At 72.0% G+C, this 22,916-nt stretch carries 21 protein-coding genes; 6 read left to right on the top strand and 15 right to left on the bottom strand.

Translation table 11 applies throughout. The features are described from left to right. Positions 1-78 precede the first annotated feature (78 nt). The gene (locus tag OG259_RS25430) at positions 79-1,257 is read right to left on the bottom strand and encodes an acyl-CoA dehydrogenase family protein (RefSeq protein ID WP_328944369.1); all 1,179 of its coding nucleotides are present in this window, start codon (positions 1,255-1,257) and stop codon (positions 79-81) included. A 120-nt stretch (positions 1,258-1,377) separates the two neighbouring features. Between OG259_RS25430 and OG259_RS25425 the strand changes: the two genes are divergently transcribed. Further along, positions 1,378-2,703, top strand: a complete 1,326-nt coding sequence (locus OG259_RS25425) for a UDP-glucose dehydrogenase family protein (RefSeq protein ID WP_328944368.1) — start codon at positions 1,378-1,380, stop codon at positions 2,701-2,703. Between the two features lie 112 nt (positions 2,704-2,815). Here OG259_RS25425 and OG259_RS25420 read toward each other — a convergent pair whose 3' ends face one another. From OG259_RS25420 to OG259_RS25405, 4 genes are all read right to left on the bottom strand, one after another. Next, complete coding sequence (locus tag OG259_RS25420) at positions 2,816-3,739, bottom strand: membrane dipeptidase (RefSeq protein ID WP_328944367.1); 924 nt, start codon at positions 3,737-3,739, stop codon at positions 2,816-2,818. Positions 3,740-3,888: 149 nt separating this feature from the next. After that, positions 3,889-5,115 (bottom strand): dipeptidase, encoded by a 1,227-nt coding sequence (locus OG259_RS25415; RefSeq protein ID WP_328944366.1) that lies wholly within the window; start codon positions 5,113-5,115, stop codon positions 3,889-3,891. After that, on the bottom strand, positions 5,112-5,609 hold the full coding sequence (gene purE / locus OG259_RS25410; RefSeq protein WP_328947171.1) for a 5-(carboxyamino)imidazole ribonucleotide mutase: 498 nt from the start codon (positions 5,607-5,609) through the stop codon (positions 5,112-5,114). Before purE ends, OG259_RS25415 begins: the two co-directional genes overlap by 4 nt. A gap of 59 nt (positions 5,610-5,668) precedes the next feature. Further along, positions 5,669-6,808: a 5-(carboxyamino)imidazole ribonucleotide synthase gene (locus tag OG259_RS25405; protein ID WP_328944365.1), complete on the bottom strand. Its 1,140-nt coding sequence runs from the start codon at positions 6,806-6,808 to the stop codon at positions 5,669-5,671. A 188-nt stretch (positions 6,809-6,996) separates the two neighbouring features. Here OG259_RS25405 and OG259_RS25400 point away from each other — a divergent pair, with 188 nt between their 5' ends. Next, positions 6,997-7,512, top strand: a complete 516-nt coding sequence (locus OG259_RS25400; protein WP_328944364.1) for a GtrA family protein — start codon at positions 6,997-6,999, stop codon at positions 7,510-7,512. Positions 7,513-7,534: 22 nt separating this feature from the next. Here the strand turns inward: OG259_RS25400 and OG259_RS25395 are convergent, their stop codons facing one another. Beyond that, positions 7,535-8,806 (bottom strand): ATP-binding protein, encoded by a 1,272-nt coding sequence (locus OG259_RS25395; protein WP_328944363.1) that lies wholly within the window; start codon positions 8,804-8,806, stop codon positions 7,535-7,537. 108 nt (positions 8,807-8,914) lie between these two features. Next, positions 8,915-9,592, bottom strand: coding sequence for a response regulator transcription factor (locus OG259_RS25390; RefSeq protein WP_030315177.1), 678 nt, complete (start codon positions 9,590-9,592; stop codon positions 8,915-8,917). Between the two features lie 427 nt (positions 9,593-10,019). On the opposite strand from OG259_RS25390, the gene OG259_RS25385 reads away from it, so the two are divergent. Beyond that, positions 10,020-11,540, top strand: coding sequence for a peptide MFS transporter (locus OG259_RS25385; RefSeq protein WP_328944362.1), 1,521 nt, complete (start codon positions 10,020-10,022; stop codon positions 11,538-11,540). A gap of 77 nt (positions 11,541-11,617) precedes the next feature. On the opposite strand, the gene OG259_RS25380 is transcribed toward OG259_RS25385, so the two are convergent. From OG259_RS25380 to OG259_RS25355, 6 genes are all read right to left on the bottom strand, one after another. Beyond that, positions 11,618-13,081, bottom strand: coding sequence for a hypothetical protein (locus OG259_RS25380; RefSeq protein WP_328944361.1), 1,464 nt, complete (start codon positions 13,079-13,081; stop codon positions 11,618-11,620). Positions 13,082-13,095: 14 nt separating this feature from the next. Continuing rightward, a complete protein-coding gene (locus OG259_RS25375) occupies positions 13,096-14,160 on the bottom strand; it encodes a hypothetical protein (protein ID WP_328944360.1) in 1,065 nt (354 codons plus the stop codon). Beyond that, a complete protein-coding gene (locus OG259_RS25370) occupies positions 14,157-14,951 on the bottom strand; it encodes a COG1470 family protein (protein ID WP_443052011.1) in 795 nt (264 codons plus the stop codon). The genes OG259_RS25375 and OG259_RS25370 overlap by 4 nt, the downstream gene beginning before the upstream one ends. A gap of 26 nt (positions 14,952-14,977) precedes the next feature. Further along, positions 14,978-15,673 (bottom strand): peptidase, encoded by a 696-nt coding sequence (locus tag OG259_RS25365; protein ID WP_328944358.1) that lies wholly within the window; start codon positions 15,671-15,673, stop codon positions 14,978-14,980. Between the two features lie 100 nt (positions 15,674-15,773). Continuing rightward, on the bottom strand, positions 15,774-16,193 hold the full coding sequence (locus OG259_RS25360) for an ATP-binding protein (protein WP_266892583.1): 420 nt from the start codon (positions 16,191-16,193) through the stop codon (positions 15,774-15,776). Between the two features lie 89 nt (positions 16,194-16,282). Next, complete coding sequence (locus OG259_RS25355; protein ID WP_266892584.1) at positions 16,283-16,651, bottom strand: STAS domain-containing protein; 369 nt, start codon at positions 16,649-16,651, stop codon at positions 16,283-16,285. A 221-nt stretch (positions 16,652-16,872) separates the two neighbouring features. Between OG259_RS25355 and OG259_RS25350 the strand changes: the two genes are divergently transcribed. The 3 genes from OG259_RS25350 to OG259_RS25340 all read left to right on the top strand — a co-directional run bounded on the left by OG259_RS25350 (position 16,873) and on the right by OG259_RS25340 (position 21,369). Further along, the gene (locus tag OG259_RS25350) at positions 16,873-17,829 is read left to right on the top strand and encodes an RNA polymerase sigma factor SigF (RefSeq protein ID WP_328944357.1); all 957 of its coding nucleotides are present in this window, start codon (positions 16,873-16,875) and stop codon (positions 17,827-17,829) included. Positions 17,830-17,998: 169 nt separating this feature from the next. Beyond that, positions 17,999-19,192: a DegT/DnrJ/EryC1/StrS family aminotransferase gene (locus tag OG259_RS25345; RefSeq protein WP_328944356.1), complete on the top strand. Its 1,194-nt coding sequence runs from the start codon at positions 17,999-18,001 to the stop codon at positions 19,190-19,192. Further along, positions 19,189-21,369 carry a lipopolysaccharide biosynthesis protein gene (locus OG259_RS25340; protein WP_443052010.1) on the top strand — a complete coding sequence of 727 codons (2,181 nt, stop codon included), beginning with the start codon at positions 19,189-19,191 and terminating at the stop codon, positions 21,367-21,369. Before OG259_RS25345 ends, OG259_RS25340 begins: the two co-directional genes overlap by 4 nt. A 4-nt stretch (positions 21,370-21,373) precedes the next feature. Here the strand turns inward: OG259_RS25340 and OG259_RS25335 are convergent, their stop codons facing one another. Both OG259_RS25335 and OG259_RS25330 read right to left on the bottom strand, forming a co-directional pair. After that, on the bottom strand, positions 21,374-22,435 hold the full coding sequence (locus OG259_RS25335) for a glycosyl hydrolase (protein WP_328944355.1): 1,062 nt from the start codon (positions 22,433-22,435) through the stop codon (positions 21,374-21,376). Further along, complete coding sequence (locus OG259_RS25330) at positions 22,432-22,890, bottom strand: hypothetical protein (protein WP_328944354.1); 459 nt, start codon at positions 22,888-22,890, stop codon at positions 22,432-22,434. Before OG259_RS25330 ends, OG259_RS25335 begins: the two co-directional genes overlap by 4 nt. Positions 22,891-22,916 lie beyond the last annotated feature (26 nt).

The following is a 22,916-nucleotide window of genomic DNA, read 5'->3' as shown; positions in this document are numbered from 1 at the left end:
CCGCTGATCCGCTGATCCGCTGACGTACGGGAAAGGGCGCCCCTCCTGCATCGGAGGGGCGCCCTTCTCGTACCTCCCTTACGGGAGGTTGCGGGCCATGACGATGCGCTGGACCTGGTTGGTGCCCTCGTAGATCTGGGTGATCTTGGCGTCGCGCATCATGCGCTCGACGGGGTAGTCGCGGGTGTAGCCGTAGCCGCCGAGGAGCTGGACGGCGTCGGTGGTGACCTCCATGGCGACGTCGGAGGCGAAGCACTTGGCGGCGGCGCCGAAGAAGGTGAGGTCTTCCTTGTCGCCGCCGGCGGACACGCGCTCGCTCTTGGCGGCGGCGGCGTAGGTGAGCTGGCGGGCGGCTTCGAGCTTCATGGCCATGTCGGCGAGCATGAACTGGACGCCCTGGAAGTCGGCGATGGGCTTGCCGAACTGCTTGCGCTCGGTGACGTAGCCCTTGGCGTAGTCGAGGGCGCCCTGGGCGATGCCGATGGCCTGGGCGGCGATGGTGATGCGGGTGTGGTCGAGGGTCTTCATCGCGGTGGCGAAGCCGGTGCCCTCGGCGCCGATCATGCGGTCGGCGGGGATGCGGACGTTGTCGAGGTAGACCTCGCGGGTCGGGGAGCCCTTGATGCCGAGCTTCTTCTCCGGGGCGCCGAAGGACACGCCCTCGTCGGACTTCTCCACGACGAAGGCGCTGATGCCCTTGGAGCGCTTGTCGGGGTCGGTGACGGCCATCACCGTGTAGTACTCGGAGACGCCGGCGTTGGTGATCCAGCGCTTGACGCCGTTGAGGACCCAGAAGTCCCCGTCCCGGACGGCACGCGTCTTCATGCCGGCGGCATCCGAACCTGCATCGGGCTCGGACAGGGCGTAGGAGAACATCGCGTCGCCCTTGGCCAGCGGGCCGAGGTACTTGTGCTTGAGCTCCTCGGAGCCGGACAGGATCACCGGCAGCGAGCCCAGCTTGTTGACCGCGGGGATCAGGGAGGAGCTGCCGCACGCGCGGGCGACCTCCTCGATCACGATCACCGTGGCCAGGGCGTCGGCGCCCGCGCCGCCGTAGGCCTCGGGGACGTGCACCGCGTGCAGGTCGTTGGCGACCAGCGCGTCCAGGGCCTCCTGCGGGAAGCGGCCCTCCTCGTCCACCGCGGCGGCGAACGGCACGATCTTCGCCTCCGCGAGCGCACGCACCGACTCCCGGAGCATGTCGTGCTCCTCGGAGGGCCGATACAGGTCGAAATCGGAAGAACCCACGACGCTCACTCACTCCCACGCTTGCTAACTACCGTTAAGTAACCCAAATGGTAGGGCGTGAACGGGTCCCGGACCAGGGCACGACTATGCTCGGGCAGGCATTCCGCCCGACGTTCACTGGAGACCCGCATGGCCCTCAAGATCACCGTGATCGGCACCGGCTACCTCGGCGCCACCCACGCCGCGGCCATGGCGGAACTGGGTTTCGAAGTCCTCGGTCTCGATGTCGTCCCCGAGAAGATCGAGCTGCTGTCCTCCGGCCGGGTCCCGATGTACGAGCCGGGCCTCGAAGAACTCCTGTCGAAGCACGTGGCCGGCATCGAGGGTTCGAGCGGGCGGCTGCGCTTCACCACCTCCTGGGAGGAGGTCGGCGCCTTCGGCGACGTGCACTTCGTCTGTGTGAACACCCCGCAGAAGCACGGCGAGTACGCCTGCGACATGAGCTACGTGGACGCCGCCTTCGCCTCCCTTGCCGAGGTCGTACGCGAAGGGGCCCTGGTCGTCGGCAAGTCGACCGTGCCCGTCGGCTCGGCCGAGCGGCTCGCCGGCCTGCTCCCGGAGGGCGTGGAGCTGGCCTGGAACCCCGAGTTCCTGCGCGAGGGCTTCGCCGTGAACGACACCCTGCACCCGGACCGGATCGTCGTCGGCGTGCAGGGCGAGCGGGCCGAGAAGCTGCTGCGCGAGGTGTACGCCGGACCGATCGGCGACGGCTCGCCCCTCGTGGTGACCGACTTCCCGACCTCTGAACTGGTGAAGACCTCCGCGAACTCCTTCCTCGCCACCAAGATCTCCTTCATCAACGCGATGGCCGAACTGTGCGAGGCCGCCGGCGGCGACGTCGCCAAGCTGGCCGAGGCCCTCGGCCACGACGACCGGATCGGCCCCAAGTTCCTGCGCGCCGGCATCGGCTTCGGCGGCGGCTGCCTCCCCAAGGACATCCGGGCCTTCATGGCCCGCGCCGGTGAGCTGGGCGCCGACCAGGCGCTGACCTTCCTCCGCGAGATCGACTCGATCAACATGCGGCGCCGCGGCCAGATGGTCGAGATGGCGCGGGAGGCCCTCGGCGGCAGCACCTTCCTGGGCCGCCGGGTCGCCGTCCTCGGCGCCACCTTCAAGCCGGACTCGGACGACGTCCGCGACTCCCCCGCGCTGAACGTGGCCGGTCAGATACACCTCCAGGGCGGCCAGGTCACCGTCTACGACCCGAAGGGCATGGACAACGCCCGCCGCCTCTTCCCGACCCTCGGATACGCCGATTCCGCCCTCGACGCGGTGCGCGGGGCGGACGTGGTGCTGCACCTGACGGAGTGGCGCGAGTTCCGCGAGCTCGACCCGGCGGCACTCGCCGAGGTCGCCGCGTCGCGGGTGATCCTGGACGGCCGCAACGCGCTGGACTCCGAGCGCTGGCGGGCCGCCGGCTGGACGTACCGGGCGATGGGCCGCCCGCGCGCCTGAGGACATCGGCACACGGGAAGAGGGGGCGCTTCTTCAGCGCCCCCTCTTCCCGTTTCGTACGGTCAGGCTGTTCGGACGTCAGGCCTTCCGTACGGTCGGGCCTCTCGTACGGTCAGGCCGCCGCCGGTCGGATGCGGTTCGTCCTCGCCAGGAACTCCGTCTCGCGCAGCGCCCTGGTGACGTTGGCGTGCGCGAGCCCGACCAGGTCCTGGGCCGGCCAGCCCCGGCGCAGCAGCTCCGCGAAGAGCGGGACGTAGCCGACGGCCGGAGCGGTGGTGTGGGAGACGCCCACGCAGTGCGCGCCCGCCTGCTCGCGCACCCGGTCCAGGACGTCGGCGACGGCGGCCGGGTCGTCCGTCACCGTGACCATGCAGACGGCGCCGTTCTCGCCGAGGAGGCCGAGGACGTCGTCGGGCAGGCCTTCCGGGGCCGCCCTGCTGAGCAAGGCCGGGGCGCGGGTGACCGCGAGGGTGCGGCGGACCGTGTCCTGATCGGCGCCGGAGAGGTCCACGGCCAGGCCGATGCGGTTCATCTCCCGTACCGCGTCGCGGGCGAAGCGGTCGAAGCGGGTGAGGCCGACGGCCCGTACGCCCAGGGCGTGATAGGCCCGCAGGGTCGCGGCGGAGCCGCCGAGCGCCGCCCAGCCGACCGGCCCGAGCAGGGCGGCGACGCGGCCGCAGTTGCGGGCGTGAACCATCTCGGAGGTCGTGTGGGCGAGGCGCAGGTCCTCGGGGCAGGCGGCGACGAGCGCGCGGACGGCGTCGATGCGCCGCAGGGTCCCGATGGCGCCTTCGTCGGCGTCGACGTGCAGCGACCAGAACTGGGCTCCGGTCTCCGCCGCGCGGACGGGCGGAAGGTCCTCCGGGTCGAGGGACCGGGGCAGTTCGGTGTGTCCCTCGACGACGGGCTGGGCGGCCAGGATGGCGCGGGCGCGGGACGGCTCGTCGAGCGGCGGGGGTGGTTCGGGGGGTGCGGGCTCCCCGGCGGCGGCAGGGACGGTGGAGAGGGTGGGATGGTCGTCTAGCAGTTCCGCCATGGTCTTACTCCAACTCGGTGATGCAGTACCGCCCCGCCGAGTTCGGCGGGGCAGTACCGTCCACCGTGCCACCGGGCCCGTTCGGGGGCTCGGTGGGCTGCGCCGTCCGGGTGAACGTACCGAGCCCGGGGCGAGGTGGTTCCGGGCCGTCAGGCCCCCTGCGCGTCCAGGGAGTCGATCGTCGCGTTCGACGGCGCCGTACGGCTCCGCAGGTCGCGCGCGACCGCCTCCGCGTCGCGGAGGACGCGGACCGCGTTGGACCAGGTCAGCTTGGCGAGGTCCGGGTGGGACCAGCCTCGGTGCAGGAGTTCCGCGACCAGGTTGGGGTAGCCGGCGACGTCGTCGAGGCCGGCCGGGGTGAAGGCGGTGCCGTCGTAGTCGCCGCCGATGCCGATGTGGTCGATGCCGGCGGCCTCGCGCATGTGGTCGAGGTGGTCGGCGACCGTCGCGGCGGTGGCGATCGGGCGCGGGTTCGCCTCCTCGAACGCGCGGTGCAGCTTCATGGCCTCGGCTGTGGTGTCGAGGTGGTCGAAGCCGTGCGCCCGGAGGTTGTCGTCGGCCCGCGCGGTCCACTCGACGGCCGCGGGGAGGATGAACTTGGGCACGAACGTGGCCATCGCGACGCCGCCGTTGGCGGGCAGCCGCTCCAGGACGTCGGTCGGGATGTTCCTCGGGTGGTCGCAGACGGCCAGGGCCGAGGAGTGCGAGAAGATCACCGGCGCCGCCGTGGCGTCGAGCGCGTCCCGCATGGTGGTGGCGGCGACGTGCGACAGGTCGACGAGCATGCCGGAGCGGTTCATCTCGCGGACGACGACACGGCCGAAGGCGGAGAGCCCTCCGACGCCGGGCGCGTCGGTCGCCGAGTCCGCCCAGTCGTTGTTGTCGTTGTGGGTGAGCGTCATGTATCGCACGCCGAGGGTGTGCAGGGCACGCAGGGTGGCGAGGGAGTTGTTGATCGAGTGGCCGCCCTCGGCGCCCTTGAGGGAGGCGATACGGCCCTCCTTGCGGGCCGCCTCCATGTCGTCCGCCGTCAGGGCCGGGGCGAGGTCGCCCGCGTACCGCTCCAGGAGCTGGTCGACGATGTCGATCTGCTCCAGGGTGGCGCTGACCGCGTCGTCGCCGGCGAGCCGGCAGGGCACGTACACCGACCAGAACTGGGCGCCGACGCCGCCGGCCCGCAGCCTCTTGAGGTCGGTGTGCAGCGCGCCCGTCTGGTCCGCGCCGATGTCCATGCGGTCCAGGTCGTAGCGGACGTGCTCGCGCAGCGCCCACGGCAGGTCGTTGTGGCCGTCCACCACGGGGTGGGCGGCGAGCAGTTCGCGGGCCTCGGCGAGGCGGTCGGCCGCGCCGCCGGAGGCCCTGTCCGCGGCGCTCACTTGCCGAAGCCGAACGACTCCGCGCCCTCGACCTTGGCCCGCAGGCGCTTGCCCTTCTCGGTCGCCTGGTCGTTCAGCTCCTGCTGGAACTCACGCATCCGGGCGAGCAGTTCGGGGTCGTGCGCGGCAAGGATGCGGGCCGCGAGCAGGCCCGCGTTCCGGGCGCCGCCGACGGAGACCGTGGCGACCGGCACACCGGCCGGCATCTGCACGATGGAGAGCAGCGAGTCCATGCCGTCGAGGTACTTCAGCGGCACCGGCACGCCGATGACCGGCAGTGGGGTGACGGAGGCGAGCATGCCGGGCAGGTGGGCGGCACCGCCCGCGCCCGCGATGATCGCCTTGATGCCGCGGCCCGCGGCCTCCTCGCCGTACGCGATCATCTCGCGCGGCATCCGGTGCGCCGAGACGACGTCGACCTCGTACGGGATCTCGAACTCGTCGAGGGCCTGCGCGGCGGCCTCCATGACGGGCCAGTCGGAGTCGGATCCCATGACGATGCCGATCACGGGGGCGGTGGAGGTGTCGGGGGCTGCGGCGGGGCTCGTGCTGCTCACTCGGTGATCGTTCCTCGCAGATAGCCGGCGGCGTGACGCGCGCGCTCCAGCACGTCGTCCAGGTCGTCGCCGTAGGTGTTGACGTGCCCCACCTTGCGGCCGGGCTTCACGTCCTTGCCATACATGTGGATCTTGAGCTGCGGGTCCCTGGCCATGCAGTGCAGGTACGCGGAGTACATGTCCGGGTAGTCGCCGCCCAGGACATTGCACATCACGGTCCACGTCGCGCGCGGGCGCGGATCGCCGAGGGGCAGGTCGAGAACCGCGCGGACGTGGTTGGCGAACTGCGAGGTGATCGCGCCGTCCTGGGTCCAGTGGCCGGAGTTGTGCGGGCGCATCGCCAGTTCGTTGACGAGGATGCGGCCGTCCGTGGTCTGGAACAGCTCGACGGCCAGGTGACCGACGACGCCGAGCTCCTTGGCGATGCGGAGGGCCAGCTCCTGGGCCTGTCCGGCGAGCTCGCCGTCGAGGTCCGGCGCCGGTGCGATCACCGTGTCGCAGACGCCGTCGACCTGACGGGACTCGACGACCGGGTAGGCGACGGCCTGGCCGTGCGGGGAGCGGACGATGTTCGCGGCGAGCTCGCGCGTGAAGTCGACCTTCTCCTCTGCGAGGACCGGCACACCCGCCAGGAAGGGATCGCGGGCGTCCTCCGGCGTACGGACGAACCAGACGCCCTTGCCGTCGTAGCCGCCGCGCACGGTCTTGAGGATGATCGGGAAGCCACCGACCTCGGCGGCGAAGGCCGCCGCGTCCTCGGGGTCCGCCACGATGCGGTGCCGGGGGCTGGGTGCGCCGATCTCGTCGAGCTTGGCGCGCATCACCCCCTTGTCCTGGGCGTGCACCAGCGCGTCGGGCCCCGGGCGGACGGGGATGCCGTCCGCCTCAAGGGCCCGCAGGTGCTCCGTGGGGACGTGCTCGTGATCGAAGGTGATCACGTCACATCCACGCGCGAAGTCACGCAGCGTAGCCAGGTCGCGATAGTCGCCGATGACGACCTCGCTCACCACCTGCGCCGCAGAGTCCTGCGGGGTGTCACTGAGGAGCTTGAACTTGATGCCGAGGGGGATGCCCGCCTCGTGGGTCATACGGGCGAGCTGACCGCCACCGACCATGCCGACTACCGGAAACGTCACCCTCTTAGGGTATCCGCACCATCCGTGAACACTCGTCCGGCTGTGGTTTGGCACAAGAACAGCGCTGGTGGGGAGCCGGTTCGCCGGGGGTTTCCGAGGTACACGGGCGGGTGACAGGAGCGCTGGTTAGCATGGTTGGGTTGACGTCGCCCGGACGTCATCCGGACGGACGGGACAGAGCCATCACCATGAGTGAACCCGGCGCGCTGCGCATGCGACTCGACCGGCTCGTCCGCGAGGTCGCCAAGTTCGGGGCAGTCGGGGCCGTGGGCGTCCTGGTGGACCTCGGGGTGTTCAACCTCGTACGCCACTTCTCGGACCTTCCGGTCGTGCGCGCGAGCATCATCGCCACCCTGGTCGCGATCGCGTTCAACTACGTGGGGTTCCGCTACTTCACGTACCGTGACCGGGACAAGAGCAGCCGCACCAAGGAGATGTCGCTCTTCCTCGTCTTCAGCCTGATCGGTCTGGTGATCCAGAACGGTCTGCTGTTCGCGGCGACGTACGGCTTCGGCTGGGACGGCCCGCTCGCGAGCAACTTCTTCAAGTTCTTCGGCATCGGCGTCGCGACCCTGTTCCGCTTCTGGTCGTACCGCACGTGGGTGTTCCGCGCGCTGCCCGCGAAGGAGGCGGTGCAGGCCGCCGAGTCGTTCCTCGAGCAGCCCCCGCGCCAGGCGACCCGCCGCCAGCCCGACCGCGTCTGACCCACCCCGCCGAACCGGGCTCCTATCGGACGGGGCGCTCCCGCTGCCCGTCCGAGACGCTGCGGACCTCCCGGCTCAGGAACAGCGCGAAGACCGGCGGCTGCTGCTGGAGCAGCTCCAGACGGCCGCCGTCCGCCTCCGCCAGGTCGCGGGCGACCGCCAGGCCGATGCCCGTGGAGCTGCGACCGCTGACGGCCCGCTCGAAGATCCGCGCGCCGAGGTCGGCCGGGACGCCCGGGCCCTCGTCCGTGACCTCGATCACCGACTGGTTGCCGGTGACGCGGGTCCGCAGGGCGACCGTGCCGCCGCCGTGCATCAGCGAGTTCTCGATCAGGGCCGCGAGGACCTGGGCGACCGCGCCCGGGGTGCCGACCGCCCGCATGCCCTGCTTGCCCGAGTGGACGATGGCCCGCCCCGCGCTGCGGTAGGCCGGCCGCCACTCCTCGATCTGCTGCTTGACGACCTCGTCGAGGTCGAAGGCGACGGCGGAGCCGGTCCGGGGGTCCCGGGAGTTCGTGAGCAGCCGCTCGACGACGTCGGTGAGCCGCTCGACCTGGGTGAGCGCGATCGTCGCCTCCTCCTTGACCGTGTCCAGGTCGTCGGCGAGCGCCACCTCCTCCAGGCGCATGGAGAGGGCCGTGAGGGGCGTACGGAGCTGGTGCGAGGCGTCTGCGGCGAGACGGCGCTCGGCGGTGAGCATCCGGGCGATGCGCTCGGCCGAGGCGTCGAGGACGTCCGCGACCCGGTCCAGCTCGGGCACCCCGTACCGCTTGTGCCGGGGGCGCGGGTCGCCGGAGCCGAGGCGCTCGGCGGTCTCCGCGAGGTCGGTGAGCGGGGACGTCAGCTTGTTGGCCTGCCGTACGGCGAGGAGGACGGCGGCGATGACGGCCAGCAGGGCCACCGCGCCGATGATCATGAGGGTTCGGCCGACCTCCGCCGTGACGGCGGAGCGGGACTCCTCGACGATCACCGTCTCGCCGCGCTCGCCCTCGGCGAGGCCGCGGGTGACGTCGCCCTCCGGGCGGGTGCCGATCTCGATCGTGTCGCGGCCGGGGATGTGGATCTGGGCGTACCGCTTGGCGCCGCTCTGCTCGGACAGGATGTCCGGGTTGACCGGCTCGCCGCCGATGAGCCGGCTGTCGACGATCGAGACGATGCGGAGTGCCTCCAGGTCGACGCTCTCCTGGGCGCTGCTGGAGATGGTGCGGGTCTCGACGATGACGAGGGAGACGCCGAAGACGGCGATGACGACGAGGACGACGGCGAGGGTGGAGTTGATGAGGCGGCGACGCACGGTTGCCCTCCGGGCGGGTACGGGAACGCTCCCGAGCGTACGGGCCCGACGGCCGGGCCCGCCGCCGCCCGCCGACGTGGCGGGGGCGTGGGCCGGGCCCGGTCTCCGTCAGCTCTTTTCGAAGCGGAAGCCGACGCCTCTCACCGTGGCGATGTAGCGGGGGTTCGCCGCGTCGTCGCCGAGTTTCTTGCGGAGCCAGGAGATGTGCATGTCGAGGGTCTTGGTGGAGGACCACCAGGTGGTGTCCCAGACCTCGCGCATCAGCTGGTCGCGGGTGACGACCCGGCCCGCGTCGCGGACCAGGACCCGCAGCAGGTCGAACTCCTTGGCCGTGAGCTGGAGCTCCTCGTCGCCCATCCAGGCGCGGTGCGACTCGACGTCGATCCGTACGCCGTGGGTCGAGGGGGCGACGACGGGCTCGGTGGAGCCGCGCCGGAGGAGGGCCCGGACGCGGGCGAGGAGTTCGGCGAGCCGGAAGGGCTTGGTGACGTAGTCGTCGGCTCCCGCGTCGAGCCCGACGACCGTGTCGACCTCGTCGGCGCGCGCGGTGAGCACCAGGATCGGGACCGTGTGGCCCTCGGCGCGCAGTCGCCGGGCGACCTCCAGACCGTCCATGCCGGGCAGTCCCAGGTCGAGCACGACCAGGTCGACACCGCCCTGGAGGCCGGCGTCGAGGGCGGTCGGGCCGTCCTCGCGGACCTCGACCTCGTACCCCTCTCTCCGCAGGGCGCGGGCCAGCGGTTCCGAGATGGATGCGTCGTCCTCGGCGAGCAGTACACGGGTCATGGGGTGATGGTAGTCCGCAGGGGTGGGAGGCCGGGGCATGATCCCCGGGGAGGCGGGGACGCCTGGGGATCTTGTGGGTATCTTGCACATGACCTTCGAATGACCCCGCGTGGTTGCATCCTCACCTGTGATCCATCTCTCAAGTCCTTCCATATCCGGCACTGTCGTGTCGTATGGTGTCTCGACGTCTGTAGCGGTAATCGGGGACCTTTGGCCAGCTTCGCGCGCCAAGGTCCTCTTCTGCGTGAGGCCGGCTCAGCCGAACCTCGATGACGGTGAACGACCTGTGGGCCGGGTCCCGGGACGCGCATACGCAACTCCGGGGCGTGGATCCCGGTGGAGTCCACTCCGACTCCGCCGGTGCCGGCCTCCCCCACCGGGCGCATCACGCTCACAAGGCGCGCGTCCCGACAGAGCAAGGATCGACATGGCGTCCAGCCTGACGAAGGACTCGGCCGAACCCCTCGGCTACGAGAAGACCTTCCTCGGCCACCCCCGTGGTCTGGCCACTCTCTTCATGACCGAGATGTGGGAGCGTTTCTCCTACTACGGCATGAGGGCCCTTCTCGTTCTGTACCTGGTCTCCGGCGGCGTGGACGCCGCTACGGGCAGCCAGGGCGGCGGTCTCGCGATGACCGCGGCGACGGCGACGGCGATCTACTCCGTCTACGTCTCGATGGTCTACCTGATGGCCATGCCCGGCGGCTGGTTCGGCGACCGCGTCTGGGGCGCCCGCAAGACCGTCGCGATCGCGGCCTCCGTGATCATGCTCGGCCACGTCTCGCTGGCCATTCCCGGCCAGGCGATGTTCTTCGTCGGCCTCGCGCTCGTCGCGGTCGGCTCCGGCCTCCTGAAGGCCAACATCTCGACGATGGTCGGCCACCTCTACAAGGGTGCGGACGACCCGCGCCGTGACGGTGGCTTCACGCTCTTCTACATCGGCATCAACCTCGGCGCCTTCTTCGCCCCGCTGGTCATCGGCACCGTCGGCGAGAAGGTCAACTGGCACCTGGGCTTCGCCCTCGCCGCCGTCGGCATGGGCCTCGGCCTGGCCGTCTTCCTGCTCTTCGGCAAGACGCTGAACCCGAAGAGCAGCGAGGTCCCGAACCCGCTGTCCGCCGCGGAGCGCAAGGCCGTCATCACCAAGGTCGCCGTCGTGGCCCTCGTGATCGCCGTGTTCTACGGCGCCGTCGTCGCCATGGGCATGTACACCCTGAACTGGGCGATGGTCCCGATCACCCTCGCCGGCCTGATCATCCCGGTCGCCGTCCTGGCGCGCATCAAGCGTGACAAGGACCTCGACTCGGGCGAGCGCTCGCGGGTCACCGGCTACATCTGGTTCTTCGTCGCCGCCGCCATCTTCTGGATGATCTACGACCAGGGCGGCTCGACGCTGTCGCTGTTCGCGGACGACAAGACCTCGGACACGATCTTCGGTCTCGGCTTCCCCGCCACCTGGTACCAGTCGCTGAACCCGCTGTTCGTGATGGCGCTCGCGCCGGTCTTCGCCTGGCTGTGGCTGTGGCTGGCCCGCAAGAACCAGGAGCCGAACACCATCGTGAAGTTCGCGATGGGTCTGGTCCTCGTCGGCGCCTCGTTCTTCGTCTTCATCGTCCCGATGAACATGGCGGGCGACGGCACCAAGGTCTCCCCGATGTGGCTGGTCACGATCTACATGATCCAGACCATCGGTGAGCTGTGCCTCTCCCCGGTCGGCCTCTCCGTCACGACGAAGATGGCGCCGAAGAAGTACGCCTCCCAGATGATGGGTGTCTGGTTCCTCGCCGTCACCGCAGGTGACTGCACCACGGGTCTGCTCTCCATCGCGGGTGTCGACCTGAACGGGACAGGGATCATCGCGATGCAGGCGACGCTCGCCGTCGCGGCGGGCTTCGCGATCTACATGTACCGCAAGAAGGTCCAGGGCCTCATGGGCAGCGTCCACTGACCTCCCCCGTACGGCCGTGAGGGCCGCCGCACCGATCCGGTGCGGCGGCCCTCCGCCGTTTCCGGCCCCGCCCCGCGTCAGCGCCTGAGGCGCGCCCACGGGGTGAACGTGAACACCGCGCCGCCGAGCAGGATCACCGTGCCGGCGACCAGGGCGAGGGCGCGCAGGGCGCCGTCGCTCTCGGCGCCGGTCTCGGCGAGGTTCCCGCCGTCGGAGCCGCCGGAGCCGCTACCGGAACCGGAGCCGCCGCCCGACCCGCTGCCCGAGCCCGAGCCGCTGCCGTCGCCGCCCGAGGCGCCGCCCGCCTGCTTGCTCGTGTCCAGTTCGAGGGATGCCTTCACGGCGCCCTTCACCTGGCACGGGATCTCCATCCCCGAGCTGCCGAGGGTGACCTTGATGGTCAGCGTGCCGGGGCTGAGCGTGGACTTGCCGGTCGCTCCGGGCTTGTACGTGCCCTTCATGTCCGGCAGGTTCACGGGGTCGCCCAGCTTCAGCGCGGTGGGGTTCGGGGGTCCCGAGACGTTCACCGTGCCGCTGTCGGATCCGCCGATCCTGACCGCCATGGAGGCCTTGAGGGCTCCCTTGGGGAGGGCTGCGGGGCTGTTCATGACGCCCTTGGCCGTCCTGACCGTGAGGTCGTACACACCGCCGTTCTTCTTGGCGTCGATCGTCACCTTGGAGTTGATGGGGTCCGGGCCGGGGGCCTGGCAGCCGAACGTGACGGAGACCTCCTTGCCGGGGAAGGACGTCTCGCCGCCACCGCCGCCCGTGGCGCCGCCCGTACCACCGCTGGATGATCCGCCGGAGGCCGAGCCGGAGCCGGAGGTGGAGGATCCTCCGGTGCCGCCGGAGGAGGTGGTCGAGGAGCCGCCGGTGTTGTTCGAGCCGCCGCCGGTGGTCGTGGTGGAGCCACCCGTCGTGCTGCCGCTCGCGTTGCCGCCCGACGTCGTGGTCGTACCGCCGGCGGTCGTGGTGGACCCGCCGTTCGTCCCGCCCGTCGTCGTACCGCCGCCGCCCGCCGTGACCTTGATCGTGGCGGCGACCGGGACCGTCTCCTTCGGCGCGCACTTCGTGTCCGTCGACAGCGGCTTGGACACGTTGATCGTGTACTTGTCGGGCGTGAGGGTGACCTCGCCCGCCTTGGTCAGCTTCAGCTTCCCCTTCATCTCGGGCAGCACCATCGGGCTGTTCTTGGGGATCGGCGGGTTCTGCCGGGGTCCCTCCATCGCGACGGTGCCGGTCGCCGCGCCGCCCACGGTGAGGGCGCCGGTCGGCTTGACCGTGTCCTGACCGAGGTCGAGCACGTCGGGGTTCTTCGACGCGGCCTGGACCGTCTTCCAGACGATCTCGACCTCGTCGCCGACCTTGGCCTCCGCCGGTGCCGTGATCAGCACCTTCGTCGTGCCCTGCACGGGCGGAAGCCCGGAGATGGGCGGCGGGATGCACTCCGTCTTGTACGAGACCTCGGCGGCCTGGGCGGGGCCGGCGGAAATCATGATCCCCGCGCCGCCGAGCATCAGCGCGACTCCGGCCGCGCTCATCCTCCGTTGCGTACTCACGCATGTCCCTTCGTCGTCGGGCTGCTCTCTGGGGCTGACGGTGCGGAGTCAGGACTGAACCACGGCAGGGCCGCGGTGGGTTCGTCGTCCCCCGGGTCCCGCCGCGCGGGGTCGCGCGGGGGGTCGGGGGCACGTGTACGGAGCCGGGCCAGGGGTGCGGTCCGGGGGCGCGCCCGCGGCCGGGGCCGGGCGGAGTTCGTCGCCGGGCGGGCGCGGTCCACCACGGCCATCCCGATCCGGAACAGCGCCGCCGGTACGACCACGGCGAGCAGCAGCCAGAAGAGCGTCACGCCCCAGGGTCGGCCGACCCCCCACGGCTGCTCGACCAGGACCTTGCCCGCGTACCGCACGGAGACCTGGTAGTCGCCGTGCGCGCCCGCCGTGAGTTCGACGGGGAGCCGGACGAGGGCCTTCTTGCCGGGCTGGATCGTGCCGCGCCACTGGCGTTCCTCGTACTGCGGCGCGAACACGCCGTGGCTGGTGCCGACCTGGAAGACGGGGTCCTTGACGGGGGCGGAGCCGAGGTTGCCGACGGTGAAGACGATCTCGCGGGACGGCGGCGCCCCGAACCAGGTGAGGAGGCCGCTGGAGCCGTCGAGGCGTACGGCGGCGAGGACGGCGAGCCGCCCGTCGCCCGAGGCCTCGGGGAGCGGTGCGACGGGATGTCCGGCGACGGTGAACTCCCGGTCGACGGCGTCCTGTTGGCCGGTGACCCCGGCGACGTGCACCACACAGGGGCAGGGCTTGGGCGGTTCGGCGACCGGGAGCTTCGCGCTGAACGCGCCCCGGGCGTCGACGGTGGCGGCCCGGCCCTCGGTGTTGGCGCAGGAGTTGGTGCCGCCGATGACGCCCTTGCCGGGGGCGCCCTGGCCGCAGATCAGCAGCATCAGCAGCGCGCCCGGTTTCCAGCCGCTGCCGCTGACGGTGATCTCACCGCCCTTGCCGCCCTCCGCCTGGGAGAGCTCGACGGCGGGGCCGGGGGCCGCCGACGCCGGGGCGGCGGGCAGGAGGGCGAGGGCGAGCACCACCAGAAGTGCCCCGGCCGTACGTGTCCACCTCATGTGTTGGCTCCCGCCGACGCTCGCTGGGTACGGGCCCTTCCGCGCCGCCGTACCGCGTATCCGCCGCCGACCGCCGCGAGGAGCAGTCCGGCCGCACCGGTGAGCGCCGGGCCCGAGGCGAAGGAGGCCTCGGTGCGGGCGGTGGCGGGGGCCGCGCCCGGGGCGGTGGCGGTCAGCCGGACGGTGACGGAGTCGAGGGCGGGCGGATCGGGCCAGGGTTCGGTACGGGTGGCCCGCTCGCCGGGCCTGAGGGTGAGCGGCAGGGCGCGGCCCGGCCGGTCGAGCACGGTGCCGAGGACGCCTTCGGCGTGCACCGCGAGGCGCGGGGCGAGGACCGTGGTGCCCCGGTTGACCAGGGTGTAGCGGAGGTCGCCGGTCGTGGTGTCGACGCGGACGTCCTCGACGGTGAGCGCGGCGAGCTTCGGGCCGCTGACCCGCAGCCGCAGGTCGACGCGGACCTCCCGGCCCGCCGCCGTGGCCCGTACCGCGCCCCGGTGGTCGCCCGGCGGGGTGTCCGCGGTGACGGTCACGGCGAAGGGGACGTCCGCCCGGGTCCTGGCGGGCACGGTCACGGTCCGGGCGGCGAAGGACACCGGTGCGCCCTGCCCGCTGAGCCGTACGGTGAGCGGCCGCGTCCCCGGGTTGGTCAGCGACAGGGAGTCCTGGAGGACGCTGCCGGCGGGCCCCTCCAGATAGGCGTACGGCCGTCCGGCGGCGGGCGCCGCCGTCCAGCCCTGGGCGCCGGGGGGTGCCGCCGCGACCGCGCCGAGGAGGGCGGTCGCGGCGGCCACGAGCCCGGAGCGTGCCGCCGCCCGCATCAGCGTGCCGTGCGCCGCGTGAGCCAGAGGACTCCGGCGGCGCCGGTGAGGAGGACGGTGCCGCCGAGGGTGCCGAGGGCCAGGGCGGAGTCGAGCGGGCCGGTCTTGGGCAGTTCGGTGCCCTGGTCTTCCTCGTCGTCGGCGGGGGGCGGGGTGTCGGCGCCGCCGGAGAGCCCCGTCACCTCCAGTTCGAGGGCGGGCTTCGGGTTGTTCTTCGGGGTGCAGACGGCCGCGTCCATCCCGAGGGCGTGCACGGTGAGCGTCCCGGCCGTGAAGGTGACCTTGCCGTTCTTCTTCGGGGTGTACGTGCCCGTCAGGGTGCCGATCTTGATGGGGGTGTCGGGCGGGATGGCGGCGGTGTTCGGCGTTCCCTTGACCTTGACGGTGCCGGAGTCGGCGCCGCCGAGGACGAGTTCGGCGCGCGGGGTCATGACGCCCTTGGGGAGCTCGATCGGGCTGTCGGAGACGCCCTTCTCGAACGACATGGTGATCGTGTACGCGCTGCCGTTCTTGACGGCCTTGATGTCGACGGGCGAGACGGCGCCCTTGGGCCCGATCTTCGTCTCGCAGGCGTAGTCGACGTCGACGACGGCCGCCTGGGCGGCCGGTGCGCCGGCGAGCACGGCCGCGCCCGCCACCGCGACCGCCGCCGTGAGCGCGGCGGTCGTTCTCCTCCGGTTCGGCTCCTTGGACACCCCGAGCACCCCTCACCGCAACGTAACTGACGGTCTTTCAGATTGGGCGTCAAGGTACGCCTGAGGCCTTACGGAGGGAAGAAGAGGGACGGTGAAAGTCCTAGGCGGGTGCGGCGAGTTCCGCCCAGACCGTCTTGCCGGGGGCGCCGGGGGTGCGCTCGATGCCCCAGTCGAGGCAGAGGCGCTGCACGATGAACATGCCGTGGCCGCCCGGGCGGCCGGACCGGTGCGGGGTGCGGGGCGCGGGCGCGCCCGCACCCCGGTCGGTGACTTCGAGGCGCAGGACCTTGGGCAGGCGAAGCACGCGGAGCCGCTCGGGGCCCTCGGCGTGCAGACAGGCGTTGGTGACGAGTTCGGAGACGACGAGCAGGACGTCCTCCGCGGCGGCCCTGCGGTCGGCGGTGGCGGCCGGCAGCCAGCCCCATTCATGGAGCGCGGTCCGCGTGAAGTCGCGGGCGAGCGGCACGGTGCCGCTGGTCTCGCCGAGGGCGAGCGTACGGACGTCGGAAGCTTGGTCCATCAGCGCTTCACCTCACCGATCGACGGGACAGAGGGCGGGACGTGCGGGGCGGAGCCGGAAGCGTGGGGGCGGGCCCGGCCGGGGCGGGGTCAGCCGGGAAGAGCTGTGGCGAGTGTCTCGTGCACGGTGAAGACGGCCTCCGCGCCCGTGATGTGGAACACCCGGGCCACCGCGGGCCGCATCCCCACGAGATGGACGCCACCACCGGCGGCGTCCGCCCTCAGCCGGGCACCGAGGAGCACGTTGAGCCCGGTCGAGTCGCAGAACTCCAGGCCCGAGCAGTCGACGACGAGCCGCGAACGGCCCGCGTCCAGCGCCTGGTCCAGAGGGGAACGCAGCAGTTCGGCGGTGTAGTGATCCAGCTCACCGACCGGGGCGAGGAGTTCGCTCGTGTCCACGGTCCGGACCTCGACCCGCAACCGCGCGGGCGGTGCGCTGCCGATGTTCTCGCGGTCCATGGCCGTGCCTCTTCTCGCTCTCGCGGATGCCGACTGACGTGCCACGAACCCTACAAGCGGGGCGCCCTCCTCTGCACACGAGGTCCACCACATAACGGGTCAAAGCGGATTATCGACACTTGCGACCTTCGGCGTCGAGCAGGTAGGGCTAGTAGGGAACACCCGACACGACCGGCCACGGAGGCGCCGCAAACCGCAGCAGAAGAACACGAAGGAGACTCATGTCACCCCGGCTCGACGCCCCGCGTACCCCCGACGCGCCGTCGGCAGCAGTCCCCCTGGACCATCCCGCCGACCGTCCCGTCGGCCTCCCCCTCGACCCTCCCGTCGACACCGTCGACCACTCCGGCACCCGTGCCGTCCGGCTCCCGGAGCAGCTCACCGACCGACCCCTCGACCACATCGGCCCGGTCGACGCGCGCGCCCTGTCGAAGCAGCTCTTCGCGCGGCTCGCGGAGCTCGAAGAGGGCACCCACGACCACGCGTACGTCCGCAACACCCTCGTCGAACTCAACCTGGCCCTGGTCAAGTTCGCCGCCGCCCGCTTCGGCACCCGCAGCGAGCCGATGGAGGACATCGTCCAGGTCGGCACCATCGGCCTCATCAAGGCGATCGACCGCTTCGAACTCACCCGCGGCGTGGAGTTCCCCACCTTCGCGATGCCGACGATCATCGGTGAGATCAAGCGCTTCTTCCGCGACACGTCGTGGTCCGTGCATGTGCCGCGCAGGCTCCAGGAGTTGCGGCTCGACCTCGCCAAGGCCGGTGACGCCCTCGCGCAGCGCCTCGACCGCGCGCCGACCGTCGCCGAGCTCGCCGAGGAACTCGGCATCTCCCCCGAGGAGGTCGTCGAGGGCATGGCCGCGAGCAACGCGTACACCGCGAGCTCGCTCGACGCGCAGCCCGACGAGGAGGAGGGCGGCGGCGGTGAGGCCACGCTCGCCGACCGGCTCGGCTACGAGGACCACGGCCTCACCGGGATCGAGTACATCGCCTCCCTGAAGCCGATGATCGCCTCCCTCCCCGCCCGCGAGCGGCACATCCTCTCGCTCCGGTTCGTCTCCGGCATGACCCAGTCGGAGATCGGCACGGAGCTCGGCATCTCGCAGATGCACGTGTCCCGGCTGCTCGCCCGCATCCTCGCCAGGCTGCGCCGGGGTCTCACTCTGGAGGAATGACCTCCACCGGCTTCCCCGAGCCGCCAAGATGGCTGCGGAAAGGGCCCGTTCACGGTCTTTCGACCCGTGACGGGCCCTTCCGCGTGGCGCTTTCGCGGTGCCGGAGGGCCTTGTTGACGCGGCGTCCGGATTGGGCCACATTGAGCCCGGGGGTTCAGGGGGGAATCACATGTTTTCTGCGTACGCGGAACTCGAAGGACGCATGCGCGGCCGGCTCGGGGGCAGGGAGTGCCTCTACGTGCCGTCGTGCCGCTTCGGTCTCTATCTCGCGCTGCGCCACTGGTGCAGACCGGGCGGCCGGGTGCTGATGTCACCGGTCAACGACGACGTCATCTTCTTCGTCGTCCTGGCCGCCGGGCTCCGCCCCGTGCAGGCGCCGCTCGACCCCGGGAACGGGTCGATCGACACGGCCGCCGTGCCCGAGTCCGTCTGGCAGGGCCTCTCCGCCGTCCTCACGACCAATCTGTACGGGAACCCCGACCCGGCTCCGGAGCTGCGGGGCCACTGCGACCGGCTCGGCATCCCGCTGATCGAGGACGCGGCCCACGCGATCGGCTCCACCGTCGACGGCCGCCCGGTCGGCACGTACGGCGAGGCGTCCGTCTTCAGCCTGTCGAAGCACACCGGCGCCAAGACCGGCGGCTTCCTCGCCCTCGCCGACCCGGCGCTGCGCGCGGAACTCGCCGACGCCCGCGACGCGTTGTTGCACCCGACCCGCACCACCGCCGAACTCGCCTACCTGGTACGGCCGTACGCCGAGTCGACCCTGCGCGGACTGCGCCTGGTCGGGGCCGCGCGCGCGGCGGTCCGGCGGCTCGGCCTGGAGGAGCGGGAGGAGATACGCATGCCGCTCCGCGCCGAGGAGCTGAAGCGGGCCCTGCCGGCGGCGCCCGCGCTCGAACCCTTCCACTCCTGGGTCCGGGTCGACATGCACGACTACCGGCTGCGGCCGGGCGCCGGGCGGCTCCGACGCACCACCCGCAGGTTCGCCCGGCTCGACGACGTCCTCGACGCGCACCGGGCGGGCACCGAACGGCTCCTGGCGAGCGAGTACGAGGCGCCGACGCCCTCGGGGCCGGCCCAGCCGCTGTACCGGGTGCCGCTGCTCGTCGAGGACCGGGACGCGGCCGTCGCCGCCCTCGCCCGGCGCCGGATCACCACCGGCTACCTCTACGACCCGCCGCTCGACGGCTACGCGGGCGAGGCCTTCACCGACCTCTCCCCCGCGCCGGAGCCGGCCGCCTGGTTCGCCCGGCACGCGCTGCCCGTGGACCCGCGCCGCGCGGACGAGGCCCTCGCGGTGCTGCGCGGCGCCGGGATCCGCCCGGCTCGCCCGTCGATGGTCCCCGGCGGCGCCCGGTGACGGAGTCGGTACGGCTGCGGGGTCCGGAGCAGACGGGTCCGGACCCGGCGGACGAGGCCTCCGCGCACACGGAGGCGAAGAAGGGCGACGGCCCCGGACACGGCTCCGGCTCGGATTCCGGCTCGGATTCCGCCGCCGACTCGGGTTCCGGCGACAACTCCATGTTCCGCAACGCCTATGCCCTGATGCTCTCCACCGGCGTCTCGGCGGCCCTCGGGCTCGGCTTCTGGCTGATCGCCGCCCGCTACTACTCGGAGGAGGCCGTCGGGCAGGGCTCCGCCGCCATCGCCGCACAGCGGATGCTCGCCTCGATCACGGCGACGACCCTGTCCGGCGCGGTCGTCCGGTACGTGCCCCGGGCGGGCCGGGCCACCGGCCCGCTGGTCGTCCGCCTGTACCTGGTCAGCAGTGTCGTCGTCGCCGTCGCCTGCGGTGTCTTCCTGCTCACCCTCGACCTGTGGGGGCCTTCGTACGCCCCGCTCGGCACCGTCTCCGCCGGGATCTTCTTCACCGCCTCCGCCGTCGGCTGGGCCCTGCTCACCCTCCAGGACGGGGTGCTCACCGGGCTGAGACGGGCGATCTGGGTCCCCGTCGGCAACGCCGTCTTCTCGCTCGGCAAGCTCGTCCTGCTCGTCCTGCTCGCGGCCGCCGTGCCGGTCCTCGGCGTCTTCGTCTCCTGGGCGGCGGCGATCGTGCTCTCCGTGCTGCCGCTCGGCTGGCTCGTCTTCCGCCGGCTCATCCCCCAGCAGGCCCGCGCCGACCGGGACCGCGAACCGCCGAGCATGCGGGAGATCGGCCGGTTCATCGCCGGGGACTCCGTCGGCGCGTTCTTCAGCCTCGTCATGATCAGCCTGCTGCCGGTGATGGTCGCCGTCCGCTTCGACTCCGCCCACAACGCCTTCTTCTACACGGCGTACACCGTCGGCGGCACGATGGAGTTCATGGCCATCAACATGGCCTCCTCGCTCACCGCGCACGCCTCGCACAGCCCCGAGTCCCTCGCCGAGGGCGTACGGGGCGCGCTGCGCCGCATGGTGCTGCTGCTCGTCCCCGTCGTCCTCGTCCTGGTCGTCTTCGCGCCGCTGATCCTGGCGCCCTTCGGCCAGGGGTACCAGGACAACGGCTCCACCGTGCTGCGCCTCCTCGCCGCCGCCGCGCTCCCCCGGGTCGCCGTGGAGCTCTACATCGGCGTGCTGCGGGTCCAGGGCCGTACGGGCATGCTCGCCGCCGTCCAGGGCGCGATGTGCCTCCTCGTGCTCGGCAGCGCGGCCGTGCTGCTCGGCCCGTACGGCATCAGCGGGGCCGGGATCGCCGTCCTCGGCGGGATGACCCTGATGGCGATCGCCTCCGCACCGGGCCTGCGGGCCACCCTCAAGGGACAGGCACCGGCCGAACGCCCCCGGGCGGCGGCGCGGGTGAAGGAGCGCGCGGAGGACGGGTACGGCACCAACTGGGCACGGGAGAGCGCCTATCTGCGCGGGGCTCACGAGTCGGTGACGCCCGCGTTCGGCATCCCCGTGTACGTGCCCCGGCAGCCTGCCGACGAACCCGCGGGCCCCCTCGCGAGGCCGCTGCCACGTCCGGCGTCACGGACGGCGGCGCCGGACACCCCGGACCGTACGGTGACCTGGCTGTGGCTGCTGCTCGGCCTCGCGGCCGGGCTGTTCTGGTTCCCGCTCGCCCGGTCCGGCGAGCTGGACGTGGCGACGCTCTCCGGCACCGGGCTGCTCGCCGCGCTGCCCCCGGTCACGCTCCTCGCCGGGCTGATCCTGGTCGCCCTCCAGGGCGCCGCCGTCGGACTCCGGGGCTTCCGGCCCTCGTTCGCCGGAACGGTCCTGCTCGCGACCTTCCTCGCCCTGCACACCGCGCCGCCCCTGCTCGGCCTGCGTCCGGCCGACGCGGCGGGTCCGGGTGCGGCGCTCCTGGGCGACGGGGTGGAGCGGGCCGTCGCCCCCATCGCGCTCCAGGCGCTGAGCCTGCTGCTCACGGCCGTGCTGCTCCGGGTGGTCGGGGTGGGCGCGCGGGTCACGGCCGGTGTGGTGTGGGTGCTCGTCTGGGCGGGCTGGGCGGGGCAGCAGGCCTTCGCCACCGCCCCGCTCCCGCTCTTCCTGGGCCTGGCGGGCGGCACGATGGCGGTGTGCGCCTTCCGCGGTCTGACGTCGGGCCGCCGCCCTTAGGTCGCTACCGGTTCGGTACGTCCTGCCGGAAGTACGGGTCGCGGCCGGCCGTCCGGTAGCCCTCGAGTCCTGGGCCGGAGTCGATGGTCAGGTCGCAGCCGGGCCCGGGAACGGCCCGGTTCCAGTGCACGTACGCGCGTGCCTTCGGCAGGGTCGGCGCCACCTTCGGGATCGCGGTGTACCAGTCGCGCTGCCGCTCGGGGTCCTTCGGGTCGGGGGCGGTGGAGAACTCGGAGAGCATGATCGGCTTGTCGGCGGAGATGTTCTTCCGGAGCCAGTCGTAGCTCGGCCGCTGGCTCCGGTCGAAGTCGAGCCAGTCCGGCGACTTGTGGCAGAGGTAGTAGTTGTACTGGTCCATGCCGATCCAGTCGACGTACTCGTCGCCGGGGTAGAGCGCCTTCATCCGCTCGGCGTTGCCGAGATAGCCGGAGACGGTCCACACCCACACCACATTGGTGACGCCCAGCTCCTCGAAGCGGTCGCGGAGGTGGCGGTAGGCGGCGACGTACTCCTCGGGGGTCCCGGCGCCCTCGGGGATGCGGAAGTCGGCCTCCTGGTCGAAGGAGAAGAAGACCCGCTTGCCGTACTCCTTGAGGCGCAGGGCCTGCGGGTCGATGACGGAGGCGTCGTACTTCCCGGAGGCGATGTTCTTCCAGCCGAGCTGCTTCTCGGTCCAGTTGGCGTGGTGTTCCTCGGTCCACACCGTGGACTCCCAGGCCAGCATGAGGAGCCGCTCGCGGCCGAGTTCCCGCTCGTCGGGGGTGAGCAGTTCGCCGTCGGCCTTGCTCCCCGACATGTCGTGGTACGTGTAGACGAGGTCGACCTTGCGGCCGATCTTCTTCTCGAAGGCGTACACGGGCCGGGTGAGCGAACTGTCCTCGTCGTGCGGGATGTACGCGCCCCACCATGCCCCGCACGGGGCGACGAGGGCGGCGTCGGGAGTGCAGCGGTCGTCGCCCTCGGCGAGGGTCGACCAGACCCCTATGCCGGCGGTCAGCGCTCCGACGGCGGCGAACGCGATCGCCAGCCGGGCCCAGGGGCCGCCCTTGCCGTGGCCGCCGGTCACCCGCCCCCACCGGCCCCGTCGGTCCCTCGTCGGCGGAACCGGGGCGTGCGGATCCGGGACGGCCGGGCGCTGTCGCGCTCCACGGCTCCGCGCGTGGCGGCCGGCAGCGGCACCCCGGGCAGGATGGCGACGACGCTCACGAAGACGGCGAGGACGACCAGGAAGACGGTGAGCGAGAAGGACTTCGTCAGGAACAGCGTGGTCGCGACGAGGGTGGCCACGGACAGGCTGACGGGCGCGGCGAGCGCCAGGGCCTCCAGGCGGGCGCCGGGGCGCAGTCCGAGCGGCTGCGGGAGCAGCAGGGCGAGGCCGGGTGCGAGGACGACGAAGGCGAGGACCGGGATCCAGCGCACCGGGGAGCCGCCGGGGAACGCGGTCGCCGCGAGGGCGACCCATCCGGAGGCCGCGAGGGCGGCTCTGCGCTGGACGCGTGGGGTCAGGCGTGGGTGGGCCATGGCGTACCTGCTCCTCGTACGGGTGG

The sequence above is a fragment of the Streptomyces sp. NBC_00250 genome, from assembly GCF_036192275.1.
GTDB lineage: Bacteria > Actinomycetota > Actinomycetes > Streptomycetales > Streptomycetaceae > Streptomyces.
Note: the sequence above shows the minus strand (reverse complement) of the source record. Positions and strands in the feature narration are given on the sequence as shown.

What these genes read in the sequence shown, in the direction of transcription:
- purE (WP_328947171.1), bottom strand. Translation starts at nt 5,609, where the DNA reads ATGGGATCCGACTCCGACTGGCCCGTCATGGAGGCCGCCGCGCAGGCC.
- OG259_RS25345 (WP_328944356.1), top strand. Translation starts at nt 17,999, where the DNA reads ATGTTTTCTGCGTACGCGGAACTCGAAGGACGCATGCGCGGCCGGCTC.
- OG259_RS25390 (WP_030315177.1), bottom strand. Translation starts at nt 9,592, where the DNA reads ATGACCCGTGTACTGCTCGCCGAGGACGACGCATCCATCTCGGAACCG.
- OG259_RS25375 (WP_328944360.1), bottom strand. Translation starts at nt 14,160, where the DNA reads ATGAGGTGGACACGTACGGCCGGGGCACTTCTGGTGGTGCTCGCCCTC.
- OG259_RS25385 (WP_328944362.1), top strand. Translation starts at nt 10,020, where the DNA reads ATGGCGTCCAGCCTGACGAAGGACTCGGCCGAACCCCTCGGCTACGAG.
- OG259_RS25350 (WP_328944357.1), top strand. Translation starts at nt 16,873, where the DNA reads ATGTCACCCCGGCTCGACGCCCCGCGTACCCCCGACGCGCCGTCGGCA.
- OG259_RS25420 (WP_328944367.1), bottom strand. Translation starts at nt 3,739, where the DNA reads ATGGCGGAACTGCTAGACGACCATCCCACCCTCTCCACCGTCCCTGCC.
- OG259_RS25360 (WP_266892583.1), bottom strand. Translation starts at nt 16,193, where the DNA reads ATGGACCAAGCTTCCGACGTCCGTACGCTCGCCCTCGGCGAGACCAGC.
- OG259_RS25425 (WP_328944368.1), top strand. Translation starts at nt 1,378, where the DNA reads ATGGCCCTCAAGATCACCGTGATCGGCACCGGCTACCTCGGCGCCACC.
- OG259_RS25380 (WP_328944361.1), bottom strand. Translation starts at nt 13,081, where the DNA reads ATGAGCGCGGCCGGAGTCGCGCTGATGCTCGGCGGCGCGGGGATCATG.
- OG259_RS25330 (WP_328944354.1), bottom strand. Translation starts at nt 22,890, where the DNA reads ATGGCCCACCCACGCCTGACCCCACGCGTCCAGCGCAGAGCCGCCCTC.
- OG259_RS25400 (WP_328944364.1), top strand. Translation starts at nt 6,997, where the DNA reads ATGAGTGAACCCGGCGCGCTGCGCATGCGACTCGACCGGCTCGTCCGC.
- OG259_RS25355 (WP_266892584.1), bottom strand. Translation starts at nt 16,651, where the DNA reads ATGGACCGCGAGAACATCGGCAGCGCACCGCCCGCGCGGTTGCGGGTC.